Below are 15,390 nucleotides of genomic sequence, written 5' to 3'. Positions count from 1 at the left end.
GGCGCCGGGAGGAGTTAAGGGCGTGCCAACCGCGACGGTCAACGGCTTCGAGATGAACTACCGCGTTTCGGGCGCGGGGCCCCCGCTGGTCATGGCCCACGGGCTGCTGGGCAGCATGGCGACGATGGCCGTGCTCGGCGACGTCTCCGACCTCCTGACCGATAGCTTCACCGTCGTGAACTACGACGCCCGCGGTCACGGACTCTCCGGTCACACCACCGATCCTGCCGACTACCACTGGCGCGGCCTTGCCGCCGATATGCACGCGCTGCTCGAGCACCTGGGGGTCGAGCGCGCCTTCGTGGGCGGCGGCTCAATGGGAGCGGGCACGAGCATCGTCTTCGCCCTCGAGCACCCGGAGATGGTCCAGAAACTCGTGCTGATGCTGCCGCCTCCGCTCGACCGGCAGGAGTTCGCTGTGGCGCGAAACACGCTGGGCGGGCTGGCGACCCTGATCGAGAGCGTGGGGCTGGAGAAAGCGGTCGACATCGCCGTCCGCCTCTACGCCGAGGGCGCGCCGCAGCCGTTTCCCCCCGAGATGGCCGAGTGGATGCGGCAGTGGCTGCTGGCCCAGAACGCGGAAGGCATCGTCGCCGCCATACGAGGCGTAGTGGACGGCCCCGACCTGCCTGTCGAGCGTTTCGGCGAGATACGGGCGCCGACGCTCGTAATCGGCCAGCCGGGCGACGAGATACACCCCCTAACATCGGCGGAGCGCGTCCACAAGGCGATCGCGGGGTCGCGCCTGGTCGTCGCGCCGGACAGGATGTACTACACTCTGCACCGCGACGAGCTGGCGCGGATAATACGGGAGTTCCTCCTCGACGCGGCGTAAGCTGCCGGGCGGTCGGGTTGCGCGGGAAACTTCGCGTGGACAGCAGTGACGTTCCCCTTGCCGAGATGGGCGTTCCCCCGGACGAGTACGACGGCGGCTACTTCTTGTGGCACTGCGAGGGGAGCGGCGAGTTCCTGGCTTCGCGCGGGCAGAAGCTGAGCGCCCGCCTCCGGAAAGCGCTTGAGCTGGCACGCATCCTGCCCGGCGAACGCGTCCTCGATATCGGCTGCGGACGGGGCGAGCTGGTGGCGCACTCGGCGCTGCGGGGCGCGGACGCCGTGGGCATCGACAACTCGGCCACGGCGGTTCGGCTCGCCCGGGAAGCGCTGGCGGAGATGCCGGCCGACGTCCGTGGCCGCGCCTTCTTCGCGATCATGGATGCCCGAAGGCTGAGCTTTCCCGGCGCCTCGTTCGACACCGCTATCATGAGCGACATCGTCGAGCACCTGTACCCGCGCGTGCTGCGGCAGGCGCTAGACGAGGCGAGGCGCGTGCTCAAGCCCGGCGGGAGGCTCGTCGTTCACACCTCTCCGAATGCCCTCGTGTACAGGGTGACTTACCCGGCCTACGTCCGCCATGTTCACCAGGCCATCCGATGGCTGGCGGAACTCGCCCGCTACGAAAGCTACTTCATCGGGCCGACGTTGCCGACGGAGCGCGAGTACCCGCGGACGGACGGAGAGAAACGCTACCACGTCAACGAGCAGACAGCCGCCGGCCTCGCCCGTAGGCTGCGGGTGCGCGGCTTCCGGGTGGTGAAGACCGAGCACTGGGAGGTGCCGCACGGCATCGAGCTCTGGGCCCCGTTCATCGAGAAGGGGTCGCTGTTGCGCCACTCCATCGAGTTGATGTGCCTCGACGCCGTGCGGTATCTGCGGCCTTTTAGCTACATCCGGCCGCTGAATGCGCTGTTCGCCAATCACATCTGGATGGTGGCGAAGAAGATATGATGCGCGTTCTGGCGCGCCGCGCCTAGACTTTTCCGATAACTCCCGCCCCGGCCAGCTCCGATATCTCGGCATCTGACAGCCGCAGCAGGTCGCGGAAGACGTAGGCGTTGTGCTCGCCGGGCAGGGGCGCGGGCAGGCGCGTGTGGACGGACGTGCCGCGGAAGCGCCAGGGGAGGCGTGGGACTTCGCGCTCGCCCTCCGGGTGGGCGATCAGTTCGAAGAAGCCGCCCCGTCGCAGGTGGGGGTCACGCTGGATGTCCCCGGGCGTGAGTACGGGCGAGGCACTCACCCCCGCTTCCTGGAGCGCTTGCGCCGCCTCTTCCGCGCTGCGATTGGCAGTCCACGCCTCGATATAGCGCCCGAGCTCCGCCGCGTTCTCGCTCCGAGACGGGGCGTCGGAAAGGCGCGGGTCGCGCACCAGCTCTTCCCGGCCGATCGCGCGGCAGAGGGCGGCGAACTCCTCGTCGGACGAGACGGAGACGGCGATGGTCCCCCTCCCGCACGAATAGCAGCCGCAGGGAGCGTCTGAAGCCGAAGGCGGCGCCGGCGCGCGGAGGGCGCGCTCGCCCCGAAACGACGCCGCAAGGGCGTCCCCGCGCAGCGCCACCAGGCTGCTTTCTCCCGTGCGCCGGTGCTTCACGAGCGCTACCAGGACGCCTGCCGCCGCTGCCGTCCCCAGCGTGACGTCTTCGAGCGCGGGCGGCCCGTCGGACGGCGGCAGCGACGCGATGATGAGGTCGGGCTTTGCTTCACGCAGCTGGTCCGCAGATGGCCCCGCGCCGTCAAACGCGACGACGGCGACCTGGCTCAGCCGCGCCAGCCGCAGGAGCATCGCGCGTCCGCGTTCGTCCGCGGCGTCGATAGCGCAGCCGAGCTTGTTGCGGTCGAGGTCGAAGCGGAGGGCGTCGGTCGGTGGCGTGGACGAGGGCCGCTCGACCTTGATCACCTCCGCGCCCAGGTCGCCGAGAATGCGCGCGCAGCGGGCGCCGGCAAGGCCGGCATCGAGCTCGACGACGCGGACGGCGGCGAGGGGTAGACGGCTCATGCTCAGATCACCTCTTTCGCTGCGAGCGAGGCTATCTCGTCAGGAGTCAAGCCGAGCATCTCGCCGTAGACCGCCGCGTTGTCGCCGCCGAGAAGGGGCGCCGGCTGCCGGTAGTCCACGCCCTCGAGCGCGAAGGGCAGCGGTGGATAGGCCAGGCGGCCCGCGAGGGGGTGCTCGGTCTCCACGGACGGGACGGCGGCCGCGACGGCGGGGCGCGGCGACAGTTTCGGTAGGACGCTTGTCGCCGCGAGGCACTCGACGCCCGCGACCCCGACGCGCTGGCCGCGCTCGGAGACGGCGACGCCCAAAAGACCGGCGAGGGTGGCGGCGAAGGCGTTCAGCCCCGCCTCGTACTCAGCGGCGTGGCCCGCGGCCTCGTCCGCTCCGCAGCCGACATCCGGGTTGAGCCGTCCGGCGGCGGCAAGCAGCGTCAAGTTGTCAAGGCGGTAAGCGGCGCGGGAATCCCACGGTCCGTGGGATGTGACGGAGGTGATGACAAGCCGGGGGTTCGTGCGGCGCAGGTCGTCGTAGGTCAGGCCGAGTGAGGCGAGATAGCCGGGAGGCGCCTCTTCGACGAGGGCGTCCGCCTTGTCGACAAGGGCGCGGAGCAGGGCGCGCCCGTCTTCCGCTTCGCAGTCGAGTGTTACGCTCTTCTTGCCCGCATTCAGGAAGAGGAAGAGGGCGCTATTCTCCGGCGCGGGGATGTCCTTCAGGAAGGGGGCGCGGTATCGGAGGGGGTGGCCTTTGCGCGGCGGCTCCACTTTGATGACTTCGGCGCCCGCGGCGGCGAGGAGCGAGCAGCAGTACGCGCCTGCGACGCCTCCCGCGAGGTCGATTGCGAGCAGCCCTTCCAGCGGTTGGTCAGCCATTGCGCGGCGCTCAGATGTTGGAGCGGGACTGGCCGCCGTCCACGTTGATGCAAGCGCCCGTCACCCAGCTCGCCCTGTCGGAGGCGAGGAAAGCGACGACCGCCGCCACTTCCTCCGGCCGACCGAAGCGTCCCATCGGTATGTTCGCCTCGACGAAGCGCGCCATCGCCTCTGGGTCGGCGTCGATCCGGCGCTGCCACGAGCCGCCGGGAAAGGCGATGGAGCCGGGTGCGACGGAGTTCACGCGTATGTTGTCGGGGGCAAGGGCGAGGGCCGTGTTCTTGGCGTGGCTGATGAGCGCCGCCTTGAGGGCGTTATAGGTGAGCGCTCCGCCGGACTCGCGCCCCCATATCGACGCGACGTGGATGATGCTGCCGCCGCCCTGCCGCCGCATGTGGGGCGCGACGAGTCGGGTCGCGCGGACAGCCGCCAGGAGGTTGGCGCGATAGCTGGCATCCCAGGCGTCATCTTCATCGCCGGCGAATGAGCCGCCGACGTTGTTGACCAGCACGTCGACGCGGCCGAAGGCGTCGACGGCGCGCCGGACAAGCGTCTCGACGCCGTCGCGCTGCGTCACATCGACGGCGACGGCGAGCGTCCGCACGCCGCGCCTGCCGACCTCAGCCTCCGCATCTCGGAGCGCCGCTTCGCCGCGGGCGCAGAGGACAACATCGCAGCCCTCGCCGGCGAGGGCGAGGGCGATGGCGCGCCCGATACCGCGGCTGGAGCCGGTGACTATGGCGGCCTTGCCGGCGAGTCCTAGGTCCATCTGAGCCTCCTGCGAACATGGTCAATATAGCACAGCGTCCAGTCAGGGCAGAAAGGAGGTGTGCACGGGCTGTCGTGACGGTATTCTGGCGCTTTTCGACGCTGGCGCGCTCTTAGCGCGGAGCTGGTTGCGCGTGGGCAGCGTGAGAGGTGATCGCCGTTATGTCGGGCGCCTTTCTTCCCACCCACCCGCCCAAGAAGTGTTTTTGGGAAACCAGGGGGACACCCCCTGGACCCCCGGCAGAGGGGGCCGGCCCCCTCTGCACACCCCCAGCTCTCTACTTCCCCGTATGTGCACCCTCGTCGAGGCCGAGCTGCCGGCGGTAGTCCGGCTCGACGGCGCGGATGGAACCCTGCTCGATCATGCGGTCGAGCGGGAAGAGCAATTGCGCCAGCAGCTCCATGAGGTCGGCGTCCGGCGGTATGTCGAGTATGGGCGCCGTGCCGATGATCTGGCGCGCTTCCAGGTCTGCCAGCTCTTCGTCGGAGACTCCCGCCAGCCCTTGCAGGACCTCGGCGTTGTGCTCGCCCATACTGGGGGCCGCCCGGTCGGGCTTCGGGTCCATGCGGTCGAACCTGGCGATGAGGGTGCGGGCGACGGGCCGCGGCCCGAGATCGGTGGGATGGTCCAGCAGGTCGTAGTAGTGGCGTTCCCGCAGGTGGGGATCGAGGAGCATCTCCTTGCCGTTGAGCACGGGGGCGGCCTTGACTCCCGCCTTCTGAAGCAGGTGGAAGGCCTCGATGTGGTCCTGCCCGCGCGTCCAGTCCTCGATGAGGGCGTCGAGGATGTCGTGGTTGCGGTTGCGGGCGATGATGGTGGCGAAGCGCTCGTCGTCGCGCCACTCGGCATGTCCGACCGCCTCGCAAAACGAGGCCCATTCCTCGTCATCGCTGATCGAGATCACCAGCCAGTCATCGTCGCCTTTGCAGCGGTAGCAGCCCTGAGGAGCGGCGACGGAGCTGCGATTGCCGCGGGGGCAAGGGATGCGGCCCGTCATCTGGTACTCCATGAGGGCGGCGCCGATGAAGGGGATCGCCGTTTCCTGCTGCGACATGTCGATGTACTGGCCCTCGCCCGTGCGGTCGCGGTGGCGCAGCGCCATCAGGACGGCCGCGGCTCCGGCTATCCCGGCGATGGGATCGGTGAAGGAGACGCCCGTGCGCGTGGGGCCGCTGTCCGCGTAGCCGGTGATGGAGGCGATGCCGGAGGCGGGCTCCAGCCCCATGCCGTAGGCCCCGTAGTCGCTGTAGGGGCCGGTCTGGCCGTAGCCGGACATCGACATCATGATGAGGTCGGGCCGGAGTTCGCGCAGCACTTCATAGGTGAGGCCGAAGTTGCCCATGACGCGCGGGGAGAAGGCTTCGATAACGACATCGCAGGCAGGCACGAGGCGCTTGACGAGGTTGATGCCGTCGGGATGAAGCAGGTCGAGGGTGATGCCGCGCTTGCCGGGGTTGCGGTAGTGGTAGTAGGGGCCGCGGTTCCAGAGCTCGGCGGTGAACTGGTTTTCGGCGGTCAGCAGGATGTGGGAGATGTCGAGGCGGCTCATGCCTTCGATCTTGATCACGTAGGCCCCGAGAGCGGCGAGGATGGAGGTGCAGGCGGGCCCCGCCCACACTTGGGTGAAGTCGAGGACGCGGACTCCTTCGAGGGGCAGCTTCGCCATGTCTAGATCACTCCCTGACCGCGGAGCACTTCGAGGTCTTTCTTCGTGTAGCCGAGCTCTCCCCCAAGTATCTCCTCGTTATGCTCGCCGAGGAGCGGGGCGCGCCGCAGCGGCGCCTTCATGCGATCGGCCTTGAACAGGTCGCCGGTGTACTTGAGACGGCCTGCCTGCGGGTGATCGATCTCCTGGAAGAAGCCGCGCTCCCTGAGGTGCTCGTTTTCGAGGAGTTGGGCGGCGTTGAAGACGTGGGCGAAAGGCATGCGCAGCGCCTGCGCGAACGAAACGATTTCGTCGGCGGAATTGCTCTCAAGGTATGGCTGAAGAAGCCTCTCGAACTCCTGCCAGCGGAACCAGCGGGCCCAGCGGTCGCGGAAGAGGTCGTTCTGGTCGAGCTCGACGTCGCCGAGGAGCAGGGACATGGGCGAGGCGCCCTGGTCGGTCGCGGTCGGCGACGGGAAGCCCTGAGCGGCGGGGCTGACGACGACGTGGCCGTCCTTGCAGGCGTAGATGTCGGACGGGTAGCTGAAGAGGTGGCGAGAGTAGTAGCGGCGGCGGATGGCGCCCATGAAGGCGTACATGGCGGCGCTGTACTCGTCGGCCGAGGCGGCCGCTTCCATGAGCGAGACGTCTACCTGCTGCCCCGCGTTCTCGCGGTCGCGATAGGCGAGAGCGGCGAGGGCGCCGAGCCAGGCGTACATGCCGGCGAGGTATTCCGCGGGCTCGCCGCCGGTAGTCAGCGGCTCGCGGTCGGGGGCGCCGGTGACGTACATGACGCCGCTGGTGGCCATCGCCGTCAGGCTGTTGCCCTTGTAGTCGCGGTAGGGGCCTGTCTGGCCGAAGGGGCTGATCGAGACGTAGATGAGGCGAGGGAGATCGGCCTTGAGGTCGTCGTAGCCGAGCCCCCACTGCGCCATCTGTCCCGGCGCGCAGTTCTCGATGAGGATGTCGGCGTTCTGGAGGAGGCGTCGGAATGCCAGTCGGCCCGTTTCGCCGGTTATGTCAAGCGTGACGCTCCGCTTGCTTGTGTTCAGGTGGAGGAAGGTGCCGCTTTTTTCGAGGTGGGGGATGTCTTCCGGGAACGGGCCGAAGCGCCGCGAGAGGTCGCCTGCGCCCGGCGGCTCGACCTTGATGACATCGGCGCCGTACGACGCGAGCAGCTTGCCGCAGTAAGGCCCCGCGATGCCCTGGGCGACTTCGATTACGCGCAGGTCTGAGAGGGCTGGGTCCGGCATGAGAACGCTGACTCTCTTCGTCCGGTCTGGAGGCGATAGCCTCGGCTGGCATGATACAGGCGGGACCGGCGTAGGGCAAGCGCAGGCAGGAGGCGGCCCGCCAAGCGTGGTCGGAGTCCCCTTTGTTGACTCTATTTGGGCTGGTTGCTACGATCCCCACGCTCACACCACAGCGGCACCGCGCGCCGAAAAGGCCACCATGACGTACCGGACCCTCACGCTGGAAAAGAAGGGGCATCTCGCTTACGTCAGCCTCTGCCGCCCCGCTGAGGGGAACGTCCTCAATCAGCAAGCGCTCTCCGAACTGGCCTCCGCTGCCGCCGCGATAAACGACGACCCCGACTGCTACGTCGCCATCGTCACGGGTGAAGGCGACGTCTTCTGCTCCGGCTGGGACGTCTCGCGGATCGGCGACGAGACGCCGCTGGAGTGGGCGCGGCGGGAGCGCGTCCTCGGCGGCTCATTCTCGTTCCTGAACAGTCTCAGCCGCCCGGTGATCGCCGCGGTCAACGGCGTTGCTCTCAGCGCCGGCCTGGAGCTTGCGCTCGCCTGCGACGTGCGGATCTGCAGCGACAACGCCCGCTTCGGACTGCCGGAGACGGGCTTTGGGCTCCTCCCCATGGCGGGCGGAACGCAGCGGCTGCCCCGCGTCGTCGGGCGGGCGAAGGCGCTCGAGATGGTGCTCACGGGTGAGGTCGTGGACGCGGCGGAGGCGCTGCGGATCGGTCTGGTGAGCAAGGTGACGCCGCGCCCGCGGCTGATGGCGGAGGCGGAGGCGACGGCGGAGGAGATCGCGCGCCGGGGGCCGATAGCGGTCCGCTACGCCAAGGAAGCGGTGCTGCGGGGCGCCGAGATGCCCCTCGAGCAGGCGCTCCGCTTCGAGACCGACCTCACGATTATCCTCCAGACGACGGAAGACAGGGCGGAGGGCGTGCGCGCCTTCCTCGAAAAAAGAGACCCCAACTTCAAGGGCAGGTGAACTGGATGCAGGTGATACTGGAACCGGACGAAGCGTGGTCAATCATGACGCTTGTCGTCTCGCAGGTGCTGGACAACGTCGAGCTTTCGGCGGAGGCCCGCAGGGAGATAAAGCGCTGGCGGACCGACCGGGCGGAAGGGACGGCGGAGATGAGCGACCTCGCCATCGGCATGAACGAGGCCCTTGGCAACACCCTCGACGAGAAGACGCGGCGATTGCTGCGGCGCAAGGGCTGGTACGTGTCGTCCAAGGAGACATAGGGGATGAAGGTAGAGCTTGAAGTAGACGAGGCGTGGGCGCTGATGTCGCACGTCCTCTCGCGGATGCTGGAAGAGACGCAGATATCCGACGAGGACCGGGCGCGGATACGCCTCTGGCGCAGCCAGGAGATGCAGCCGTCGCGCGAGGGGATGCGGCTGCTGGCGGAGAAGATCAACCAGGACCTGGCTAAGGCCCTGGCGAGCAAAGAGCGCAGCCAGATCCGCAGGCCGGACTGGCGCTAGTCGATCGGCGGCCCCTTGGACGGGTTCGAGACTATACTCTACGAAAAGCGCGGGCGCATCGCCTGGCTCACGCTGAACCGTCCGCAGGTGCTCAACGCGCTCAACTTGCGGATGCGCGACGAGATGTGGACGGCGATGCAGGCGGTGCGCGACGACCCCACGGTCGGGGCGCTCATAATCAAGGGCGCCGGCGAACGCGCCTTCTCCTCGGGCGCCGACATCAGCGAGTTCGGCACCTCCCCTTCGTACGTCGAGGCGCGGCGCGCGCGGCGCGAGCGCGACCTCTGGCAGCTCATGCTCGACATCGACAAGCCGCTCATCGCCGCCATCCACGGCTACGCGCTGGGCGCCGGCTGCGAGATGAGCATGTGCTGCGACGTCCGCATCGCCAGCGAGGACGCGCGCTTCGGCCTGCCGGAGGTGGGCCTCGGCTACATACCGTCGGCGGGCGGCACGCAGCTCCTGGCGCGTACAGTGCCCTTCGGCGTAGCGATTGACATGGTCCTCTCCGGCCGCGAGATCGACGCGGCGGAGGCGGTGCGGCTGGGGCTGGTGAACAGGGTGGTGCCGAGAGAGCGTCTCTACGCCGAGGCGGAGGAATGGGCTGAACGGCTGATATCCAGGCCGGCGCTCGCCCTCGCCTACGCGAAGGAGGCGCTCACCAGGGGCATCGAGCTGCCGCTCGCGGAGGGACTGGCGCTCGAGGAGCGTCTGGCGGCGCTGGCGCTGGCGTCGGACGAAGCGGCGGCGGGCCTCCGGCGGTACAGGGAAAAGCAGGCGAGCGGCTTTCGAGAATAACGCGGCAACCGGGTGTTTGAGGAAATGTGAGGGATGAAATGAACACGGCGGAGTTCCTGCAAATAAGCTCGGCGGTGGTACCCGATAGGGAGGCGCTCGTGTGCGGCGAGCAGCGCATCACCTACATGGAGATGGCGACGCGCGTTAACCGCCTGGCGAACGCGCTGCTATCGCGGGGGGTGCAGCAGGGCACGAAGGTCGCGGTGATGGCCCTCAACAGCCCGCAGTACGTCGAAACGTACTACGCCTGCGCCAAGATCGGCGCCGTCTTCGTGCCGCTGAACTATCGGGCCAAGCGCGAAGAGACGGTGCACATGCTCAACAACTCCGAAGCGTCGCTGCTCTTCGTCGGCGAACGTTATGTCGACCTCGCGCGCTCGCTGCAGCCGGAGACGCCGGGGGTGAAAGACCTCGTCTGCATCGACGGCCGCGTCGACGGCATGCCTGCCTACGATGATCTCCTGGCGTCGGGCAGCGACGAGGAGGTGTTTGTGCCCATCGAAGAGGGCGACGCCACCGTGCTCATGTACACGAGCGGAACGACAGCCCTCCCCAAAGGTGTCATCCTGACTTACCTCACCCTCTCCGTCTACGTGGTCAACACCATGAGCCCCGCCGACCCCGAGCAGCCGCTGGAGGTCACGCTGCTGTCGGTGCCCGTATACCACGTTGCCGGCCTCACGGCGATCATGTCGTCGATCTGGGGCGGGCGGAAGCTCGTCATCCTGCCCCAGTTCGAGCCCGGCCTCTGGCTGGAAGCGGTGCAGAAGGAGAAGGTCACGCACAGCTTCGTCGTGCCCACGATGCTCAAGCGCATCATGGAGCACCCGGACTTCGAAAAGTACGACCTCAGTTCGCTTCAGCTCATTACGTACGGGGCCGCGCCCATGCCCTACGAGGTGGTGCGCAGGGCCGTCGATGTGTTCAAGTGCGGCCTGATGAATGCCTACGGCCAGACGGAGAGCACTTCGACGATGACGTACCTGGGGCCGGAGGACCACCGCATCGAGGGGACGGACGAGGAGCGGGAGAAGAAGCTGCGGCGGCTGCGCTCCGTCGGACGGCCGATGGACGACGTGGAGATCGCGATCATGGACCCCAAGGGCAACGTGCTCGGCCCCGGCGAAGAGGGCGAGATCTGCGTTCGCGGCGCCCGTATCATGCGCGAATACCACGGCCAGGCAGAAGCGACGGCGGAGGCGATCGTGGACGGCTGGCTGCACACGGGCGACGTCGGCTACCTGGACGAAGACAGCTACCTGTTCATCACCGGACGGACGAAGGACCTGATCATCCGCGGCGGCGAGAACATATCGCCGGGCGAGATCGAGAGCTGCCTGGAGGAGCACCCGAAGGTCGCGGAAGCGGCGGTCATCGGCGTCCCCGACGTCGAGTGGGGAGAGAAGGTGATGGCGCTGCTGGTGCTCCAGCCGGGCGAAAAGATGACGGAAGAGGAGGTGATACAGTACTGCAAGGGCCGTCTCGCCAGCTTCAAGGCGCCGAGCGTGGTGGCGTTCGTGGACGAACTGCCGCGCAACCCGCTGGGCAAGGTGCTGAAGACGGAACTGCGAAAGACATACGGCCGGCCTGCGTAGCTACATAAACAAGACCGGACCCTTCACCCTCAGCGTTGCTGTTTAATTCGACCGGGGTGTATGATGATCGGCTGCGACCCATCACCGCAATGGCACCGAATGCGAGGGCCGCAGCGAGAGGAGGAAAACAGTGGCTCCGTCGAACGAGCTTCCCGGAAGCATCTTTTTCTATTTGATCATCCTCGGCTTCGGCGCGTTCTTCGTTCTGACCGTCATCACGCGTCTCATTCCGTTCCTGCAGTCGAAACCGGAGGCGCGTTTTGACCACCTGCCGCAGCGCGTGCGCGATTTCTTCCTGATCATGATCGCGCAGTCGAAGTTTTTCCGGCGGCAGTACTGGTACTCCGGAATACTTCACGTACTCATCTTCTGGGGCTTTCTCGTCCTCCTCGTGCGAAGCCTCAACCTCCTCCTCGACGGCGTCCATGAGGACCTGAGCCTGCAAAGCCTCCTCGGCGACGTTTACACCGGATTCCGGCCCGTTATGGACCTCTTCAACATACTGGTGATCGTCGGTATCGGCATGGCGGCCTACCAGCGCATGTTCATCAAGCCGCCGCGCATTACCCTCAACCGCGACGCGTGGACGATCTTGAGCCTCATCTTTCTGCTGATGGTGACCGATATCCTGGGCAACAGCCTCGAGATATCGCTGGAGCGCGGAAGCGAGGACTACTTCTCGTTCGCGGCGTTCGGCCTCGCGAACTTCTGGGACGCGGTGGGTCTGGGGGAGGGCGCCTCGGAGGGACTGCACACCTTCGCCTGGTTCAGCCACCTGACGATACTCTTCGCATTCCTCTGCTATCTGCCCTACTCTAAGCATTCGCACGTCCTCACTGTCGCGTTCAACGTCTTCTTCCACGACATGGAGCGCACCGGCGTCCTGAAGCCGATCGACATCGAGACGATGATGGAGAAGGCGGAGGAGGGGGCGACCTTCGGCGTGGGCAGGGTGACGGACTTCACGTGGAAGCAGCTCCTCGACTTCTACACTTGCACCGAGTGCGGCCGCTGCCAGTCGAACTGCCCGGCGTACCTGACGGAGAAGGAACTCTCGCCGAAGGAGATCGAGCACGCGGGCCGCGTCGCCCTGCTCGCCAACACGCCGACGCTGCTTTCCGTCCTGACGCTGCGACCGTCCGTGAAGCGCAACGGCGGGGAGCCGCCGCGGCCCATCGACACGATGGGCTTCGAGTCGATATGGGACTGCGTGACCTGCGGGTCGTGCCAGTACTGGTGCCCGGTGATGATCGAGCACGTGCCGGAGATCATCGGCGTGCGACGCTACCTGGTAATGGACGAAGCGCAGATGCCGGAGACGGCGCAGGCGACGCTCATGCAGATCGAGCAGCGCGGCCACCCCTGGCGGGGGACTACGTGGACGCGCACCGACTGGATGGAGGGCATGGAGGTGCCCCTGTTCGACGGCAGCCAGGAGTACCTGCTGTGGGTGGGCTGCTCCGGCGCCCTCTCCGATCGCAACATCCCCATTACGCAGGCGCTGGCGCGGCTCCTCATACGCGCGGGCGTGAGCTTCGGCGTGCTGGGCGAAGAGGAGCCGTGCTGCGGCGACCCGGCGCGCCGTCTGGGCAACGAATACCTCTTCCAGATGCAGGCCCAGCAGGCGATCGAGACAATGAATTCGAAGGGCGTCAAGAAGATAGTGACGGCCTGCCCGCACGGCTACAACATGATGCGGAACGAGTACCCCCAATTCGACGGCCGCTTCGAGGTGGTGCACCATAGCGAGCTCCTGGCGCGGCTTCTGAAGGAGGGGAAGCTCAAGATGGAAGCGGAGGTCGCGGAGCGTATCGTCTACCACGATTCCTGCTACCTCGCCCGTCACAACGAAATCATCGATGAGCCGCGCCGGGTGCTCAGGAGCCTTCCCGGGGCGCAGGTTGTCGAGATGGAGCGGTCGCGAAAGACGACGTTCTGCTGCGGCGCGGGCGGCGGCCACATGTGGGTGGAGGAGAGCAAAGGGCCGCACATCAACCACGTGCGCACCGAGGAAGCGATGAAAACGGGCGCGACGGTTGTGGCGACGGCTTGTCCGTTCTGCATCCAGATGTTCGAGGACGGCATCCCGGCGCTGGAGCCGGACGAGGAGAAGCGCATGCGCGCCCTCGACATCGTCGAGCTGCTGGAGGCGTCGACGAAGTCAAAGAAGGACTCGGTGTGGCTGGAAGAACCCCGCGAGCAGGCGCCGGCTGAGGGTGAAGAGGTAGAGACAAACCCTTGACCTTTTACGCGCTAAACCCGTAAAACTGATGTCGGCATCGATCCTGAGAGTGACCCGCGATTACAGCCAAGGAGGTAGTTCATGGCACTGAACATGATTGTCTGCGTGAAGCAGGTGCCAGACCCGGAAGCGCCGGCATCGGCCTTTAAGGTAGATGAGGCGGCGAAGAGGGTCATACCTGCTGGAGGAGTCGCCCAGGTGGTCAGCCAGTTCGACGGCATTGCCGTCGAGGCGGCGCTGCGCATAAAGGACGCCCTGGGCGATGGGAAGATCACGATCATCAGCATGGGACCGGCATCGGCGCGCGACGCGATCAAGCACGGCCTGGCCATGGGCGCCGACGAGGGCGTTCTCCTGTGCGACGACGCGTTCGAGAACGGCGACAGCTACACTACCGCCCTCGCGCTCGCCAAGGCGATCGAGAAGATCGGCGAGTACGACCTCGTGCTGTTCGGCCGCCAGGCAACCGACTGGGACGCGGGCACCACCGGTTCAGGCGTGGCGGAAATGCTGGGGATCCCCAGCGTCACCCTCGCCAAGTCCGTCACTGTCAAGGACGGCAAGATCGCCGTCGAGCGGGTGCTCCTGGAAGGGTATGACACCATCGAGGCGCCTCTTCCCGCCGCCGTCACCATCAGCAACGAGCTGGGCGAACCGCGATACCCCAAGCTGCAGCAGATAATGCAGGCGGCGAGAAAGCAGGTCACGACGTGGACGGCCGCGGACCTGGGTCTGGACGCCTCGCAGGTGGGCAGACAAGCAGTGAGACTCAACCTTGAGCGTCTGTTCCAGCCGGTCAGCGAGGTCGAGTGCGAGGTCATCGAGGGTGAGACGCCCGAGGAGACGGCCCAGAAGCTGGCCCAGCGGCTGCGCGAAGAGAAGATCCTCTAGCCCTTGTCAATAGAAAGCGAGGAGCGTGAGCTATGGCAAACGGAATAATGGTTGTGGCCGAAACAAGCGGCGGCTCTGTCGCGCCGATCACGACCGAGGTGCTGGGGGCCGCGCGTCGCGTCGCCGACCAGATGGGGCAGCCGGTCCAGGCGGCCCTCCTGGGCTCGGGCGTTGAAGGGCTGGCCAAGGACCTGATAGCGCACGGCGCCGACCAGGTGTACGTGGTCGACGACCCGCTGCTCGAGAAGTACAGCAACGACGGCTATACAGCGGCGATGCAGAAGGTCGTGGCCCAGGCCGACCCGGCCGCGGTGCTCGGCGGGCAGACAGACGTGGGGCGTGATCTGATCCCCCGTCTTGCTTTCCGCCTCGGAAGCACGGCGGCGATGGACTGCCTGAACGTCATGGCGCAGGACGGCAAGGTGATGGTGGAGCGCCCCTGCTATGGCGGGAACGCGCGCGCCATCCACTCGTTCAACACATCCCCCGTTCTGGCGACCATCCGCTCGAAGGCGCAGGACCCTCTTCCCCGCGATGACTCGCGTCAGGGCCAGGTTACGAAGGTGGACGCCGGCCTGGACGCAAGCGCGATCCGCGACAAGATCGTCGCCCATGAGGAAGTGGCCGAAGAGGGGATCCGGCTGGAGGATGCGGAGGTAATCGTGGCCGGCGGGCGCGGCATAGGCAGCGCCGAGGGGTTCGCGATTCTCGAAGAACTGGCGAAGGTGCTGGGAGGAGCCGTAGGAGCTACCCGCGCCGCCTGCGACAATGGGTGGCGCCCCGTTTCCGAGCAGATCGGGCTGACGGGGAAGATCGTCGGGCCGACGCTCTACTTCGCCGTCGGCATCTCCGGCGCCAGCCAGCACATGGCGGGCTGCAGCGGCGCGAAGACCATCGTCGCCATCAACAAGGACCCGGAAGCCATAGTCTTCAAGTCGTCGCGGTTCGGCATCGTCGACGACTACAAGAAGGTCATGCCGGCGCTGCTGGAGGCCTGCAAGAAGCTGAAGGCTTAG

General features: G+C 66.9%; 15 protein-coding genes. 10 read left to right on the top strand and 5 right to left on the bottom strand.

All coding sequences use genetic code 11. The features are described 5' to 3' along the window. Positions 1-22 precede the first annotated feature (22 nt). Positions 23-835: an alpha/beta hydrolase gene (locus QME71_06310; GenBank protein MDI6857910.1), complete on the top strand. Its 813-nt coding sequence runs from the start codon at positions 23-25 to the stop codon at positions 833-835. 35 nt (positions 836-870) lie between these two features. Then, positions 871-1,785, top strand: coding sequence for a class I SAM-dependent methyltransferase (locus tag QME71_06305; GenBank protein ID MDI6857909.1), 915 nt, complete (start codon positions 871-873; stop codon positions 1,783-1,785). A 22-nt stretch (positions 1,786-1,807) separates the two neighbouring features. On the opposite strand, the gene QME71_06300 is transcribed toward QME71_06305, so the two are convergent. The 5 genes from QME71_06300 to QME71_06280 form a co-directional block, all read right to left on the bottom strand. Further along, positions 1,808-2,830 carry a CoA transferase gene (locus QME71_06300; protein MDI6857908.1) on the bottom strand — a complete coding sequence of 341 codons (1,023 nt, stop codon included), beginning with the start codon at positions 2,828-2,830 and terminating at the stop codon, positions 1,808-1,810. 2 nt (positions 2,831-2,832) lie between these two features. After that, positions 2,833-3,699 (bottom strand): CoA transferase, encoded by an 867-nt coding sequence (locus QME71_06295; protein ID MDI6857907.1) that lies wholly within the window; start codon positions 3,697-3,699, stop codon positions 2,833-2,835. Between the two features lie 10 nt (positions 3,700-3,709). Next, entirely contained in the window at positions 3,710-4,468 is a 759-nt protein-coding gene (locus tag QME71_06290; GenBank protein ID MDI6857906.1) for a glucose 1-dehydrogenase, read from the bottom strand. Between the two features lie 277 nt (positions 4,469-4,745). After that, positions 4,746-6,134 (bottom strand): CoA transferase, encoded by a 1,389-nt coding sequence (locus QME71_06285; protein MDI6857905.1) that lies wholly within the window; start codon positions 6,132-6,134, stop codon positions 4,746-4,748. 2 nt (positions 6,135-6,136) lie between these two features. Continuing rightward, positions 6,137-7,366, bottom strand: coding sequence for a CoA transferase (locus QME71_06280; GenBank protein MDI6857904.1), 1,230 nt, complete (start codon positions 7,364-7,366; stop codon positions 6,137-6,139). A 199-nt stretch (positions 7,367-7,565) separates the two neighbouring features. On the opposite strand from QME71_06280, the gene QME71_06275 reads away from it, so the two are divergent. From QME71_06275 to QME71_06240, 8 genes are all read left to right on the top strand, one after another. Further along, a complete protein-coding gene (locus QME71_06275) occupies positions 7,566-8,345 on the top strand; it encodes an enoyl-CoA hydratase-related protein (GenBank protein MDI6857903.1) in 780 nt (259 codons plus the stop codon). A gap of 5 nt (positions 8,346-8,350) precedes the next feature. Then, positions 8,351-8,605 carry a hypothetical protein gene (locus tag QME71_06270; protein MDI6857902.1) on the top strand — a complete coding sequence of 85 codons (255 nt, stop codon included), beginning with the start codon at positions 8,351-8,353 and terminating at the stop codon, positions 8,603-8,605. 3 nt (positions 8,606-8,608) lie between these two features. Beyond that, positions 8,609-8,848 carry a hypothetical protein gene (locus tag QME71_06265; GenBank protein MDI6857901.1) on the top strand — a complete coding sequence of 80 codons (240 nt, stop codon included), beginning with the start codon at positions 8,609-8,611 and terminating at the stop codon, positions 8,846-8,848. A gap of 15 nt (positions 8,849-8,863) precedes the next feature. Further along, positions 8,864-9,646, top strand: coding sequence for an enoyl-CoA hydratase-related protein (locus tag QME71_06260; protein MDI6857900.1), 783 nt, complete (start codon positions 8,864-8,866; stop codon positions 9,644-9,646). A gap of 38 nt (positions 9,647-9,684) precedes the next feature. Further along, entirely contained in the window at positions 9,685-11,241 is a 1,557-nt protein-coding gene (locus tag QME71_06255; protein ID MDI6857899.1) for a long-chain-fatty-acid--CoA ligase, read from the top strand. Positions 11,242-11,371: 130 nt separating this feature from the next. Then, positions 11,372-13,483 carry a (Fe-S)-binding protein gene (locus QME71_06250; GenBank protein MDI6857898.1) on the top strand — a complete coding sequence of 704 codons (2,112 nt, stop codon included), beginning with the start codon at positions 11,372-11,374 and terminating at the stop codon, positions 13,481-13,483. A gap of 81 nt (positions 13,484-13,564) precedes the next feature. Continuing rightward, positions 13,565-14,374, top strand: coding sequence for an electron transfer flavoprotein subunit beta/FixA family protein (locus QME71_06245; protein ID MDI6857897.1), 810 nt, complete (start codon positions 13,565-13,567; stop codon positions 14,372-14,374). Positions 14,375-14,406: 32 nt separating this feature from the next. Next, complete coding sequence (locus tag QME71_06240; protein ID MDI6857896.1) at positions 14,407-15,390, top strand: electron transfer flavoprotein subunit alpha/FixB family protein; 984 nt, start codon at positions 14,407-14,409, stop codon at positions 15,388-15,390.

This window comes from Dehalococcoidia bacterium (assembly GCA_030018455.1).
GTDB lineage: Bacteria > Chloroflexota > Dehalococcoidia > DSTF01 > JALHUB01 > JASEFU01.
This window is presented reverse-complemented; position numbering and strand designations above follow the sequence as displayed.

Excerpts from the sequence above, each read along its gene's own strand:
- QME71_06300 (MDI6857908.1), bottom strand. The coding sequence starts at position 2,830 with ATGAGCCGTCTACCCCTCGCCGCCGTCCGCGTCGTCGAGCTCGATGCC.
- QME71_06295 (MDI6857907.1), bottom strand. The coding sequence starts at position 3,699 with ATGGCTGACCAACCGCTGGAAGGGCTGCTCGCAATCGACCTCGCGGGA.
- QME71_06290 (MDI6857906.1), bottom strand. The coding sequence starts at position 4,468 with ATGGACCTAGGACTCGCCGGCAAGGCCGCCATAGTCACCGGCTCCAGC.
- QME71_06285 (MDI6857905.1), bottom strand. The coding sequence starts at position 6,134 with ATGGCGAAGCTGCCCCTCGAAGGAGTCCGCGTCCTCGACTTCACCCAA.
- QME71_06280 (MDI6857904.1), bottom strand. The coding sequence starts at position 7,366 with ATGCCGGACCCAGCCCTCTCAGACCTGCGCGTAATCGAAGTCGCCCAG.
- QME71_06275 (MDI6857903.1), top strand. The coding sequence starts at position 7,566 with ATGACGTACCGGACCCTCACGCTGGAAAAGAAGGGGCATCTCGCTTAC.
- QME71_06270 (MDI6857902.1), top strand. The coding sequence starts at position 8,351 with ATGCAGGTGATACTGGAACCGGACGAAGCGTGGTCAATCATGACGCTT.
- QME71_06265 (MDI6857901.1), top strand. The coding sequence starts at position 8,609 with ATGAAGGTAGAGCTTGAAGTAGACGAGGCGTGGGCGCTGATGTCGCAC.
- QME71_06255 (MDI6857899.1), top strand. The coding sequence starts at position 9,685 with ATGAACACGGCGGAGTTCCTGCAAATAAGCTCGGCGGTGGTACCCGAT.
- QME71_06245 (MDI6857897.1), top strand. The coding sequence starts at position 13,565 with ATGGCACTGAACATGATTGTCTGCGTGAAGCAGGTGCCAGACCCGGAA.
- QME71_06240 (MDI6857896.1), top strand. The coding sequence starts at position 14,407 with ATGGCAAACGGAATAATGGTTGTGGCCGAAACAAGCGGCGGCTCTGTC.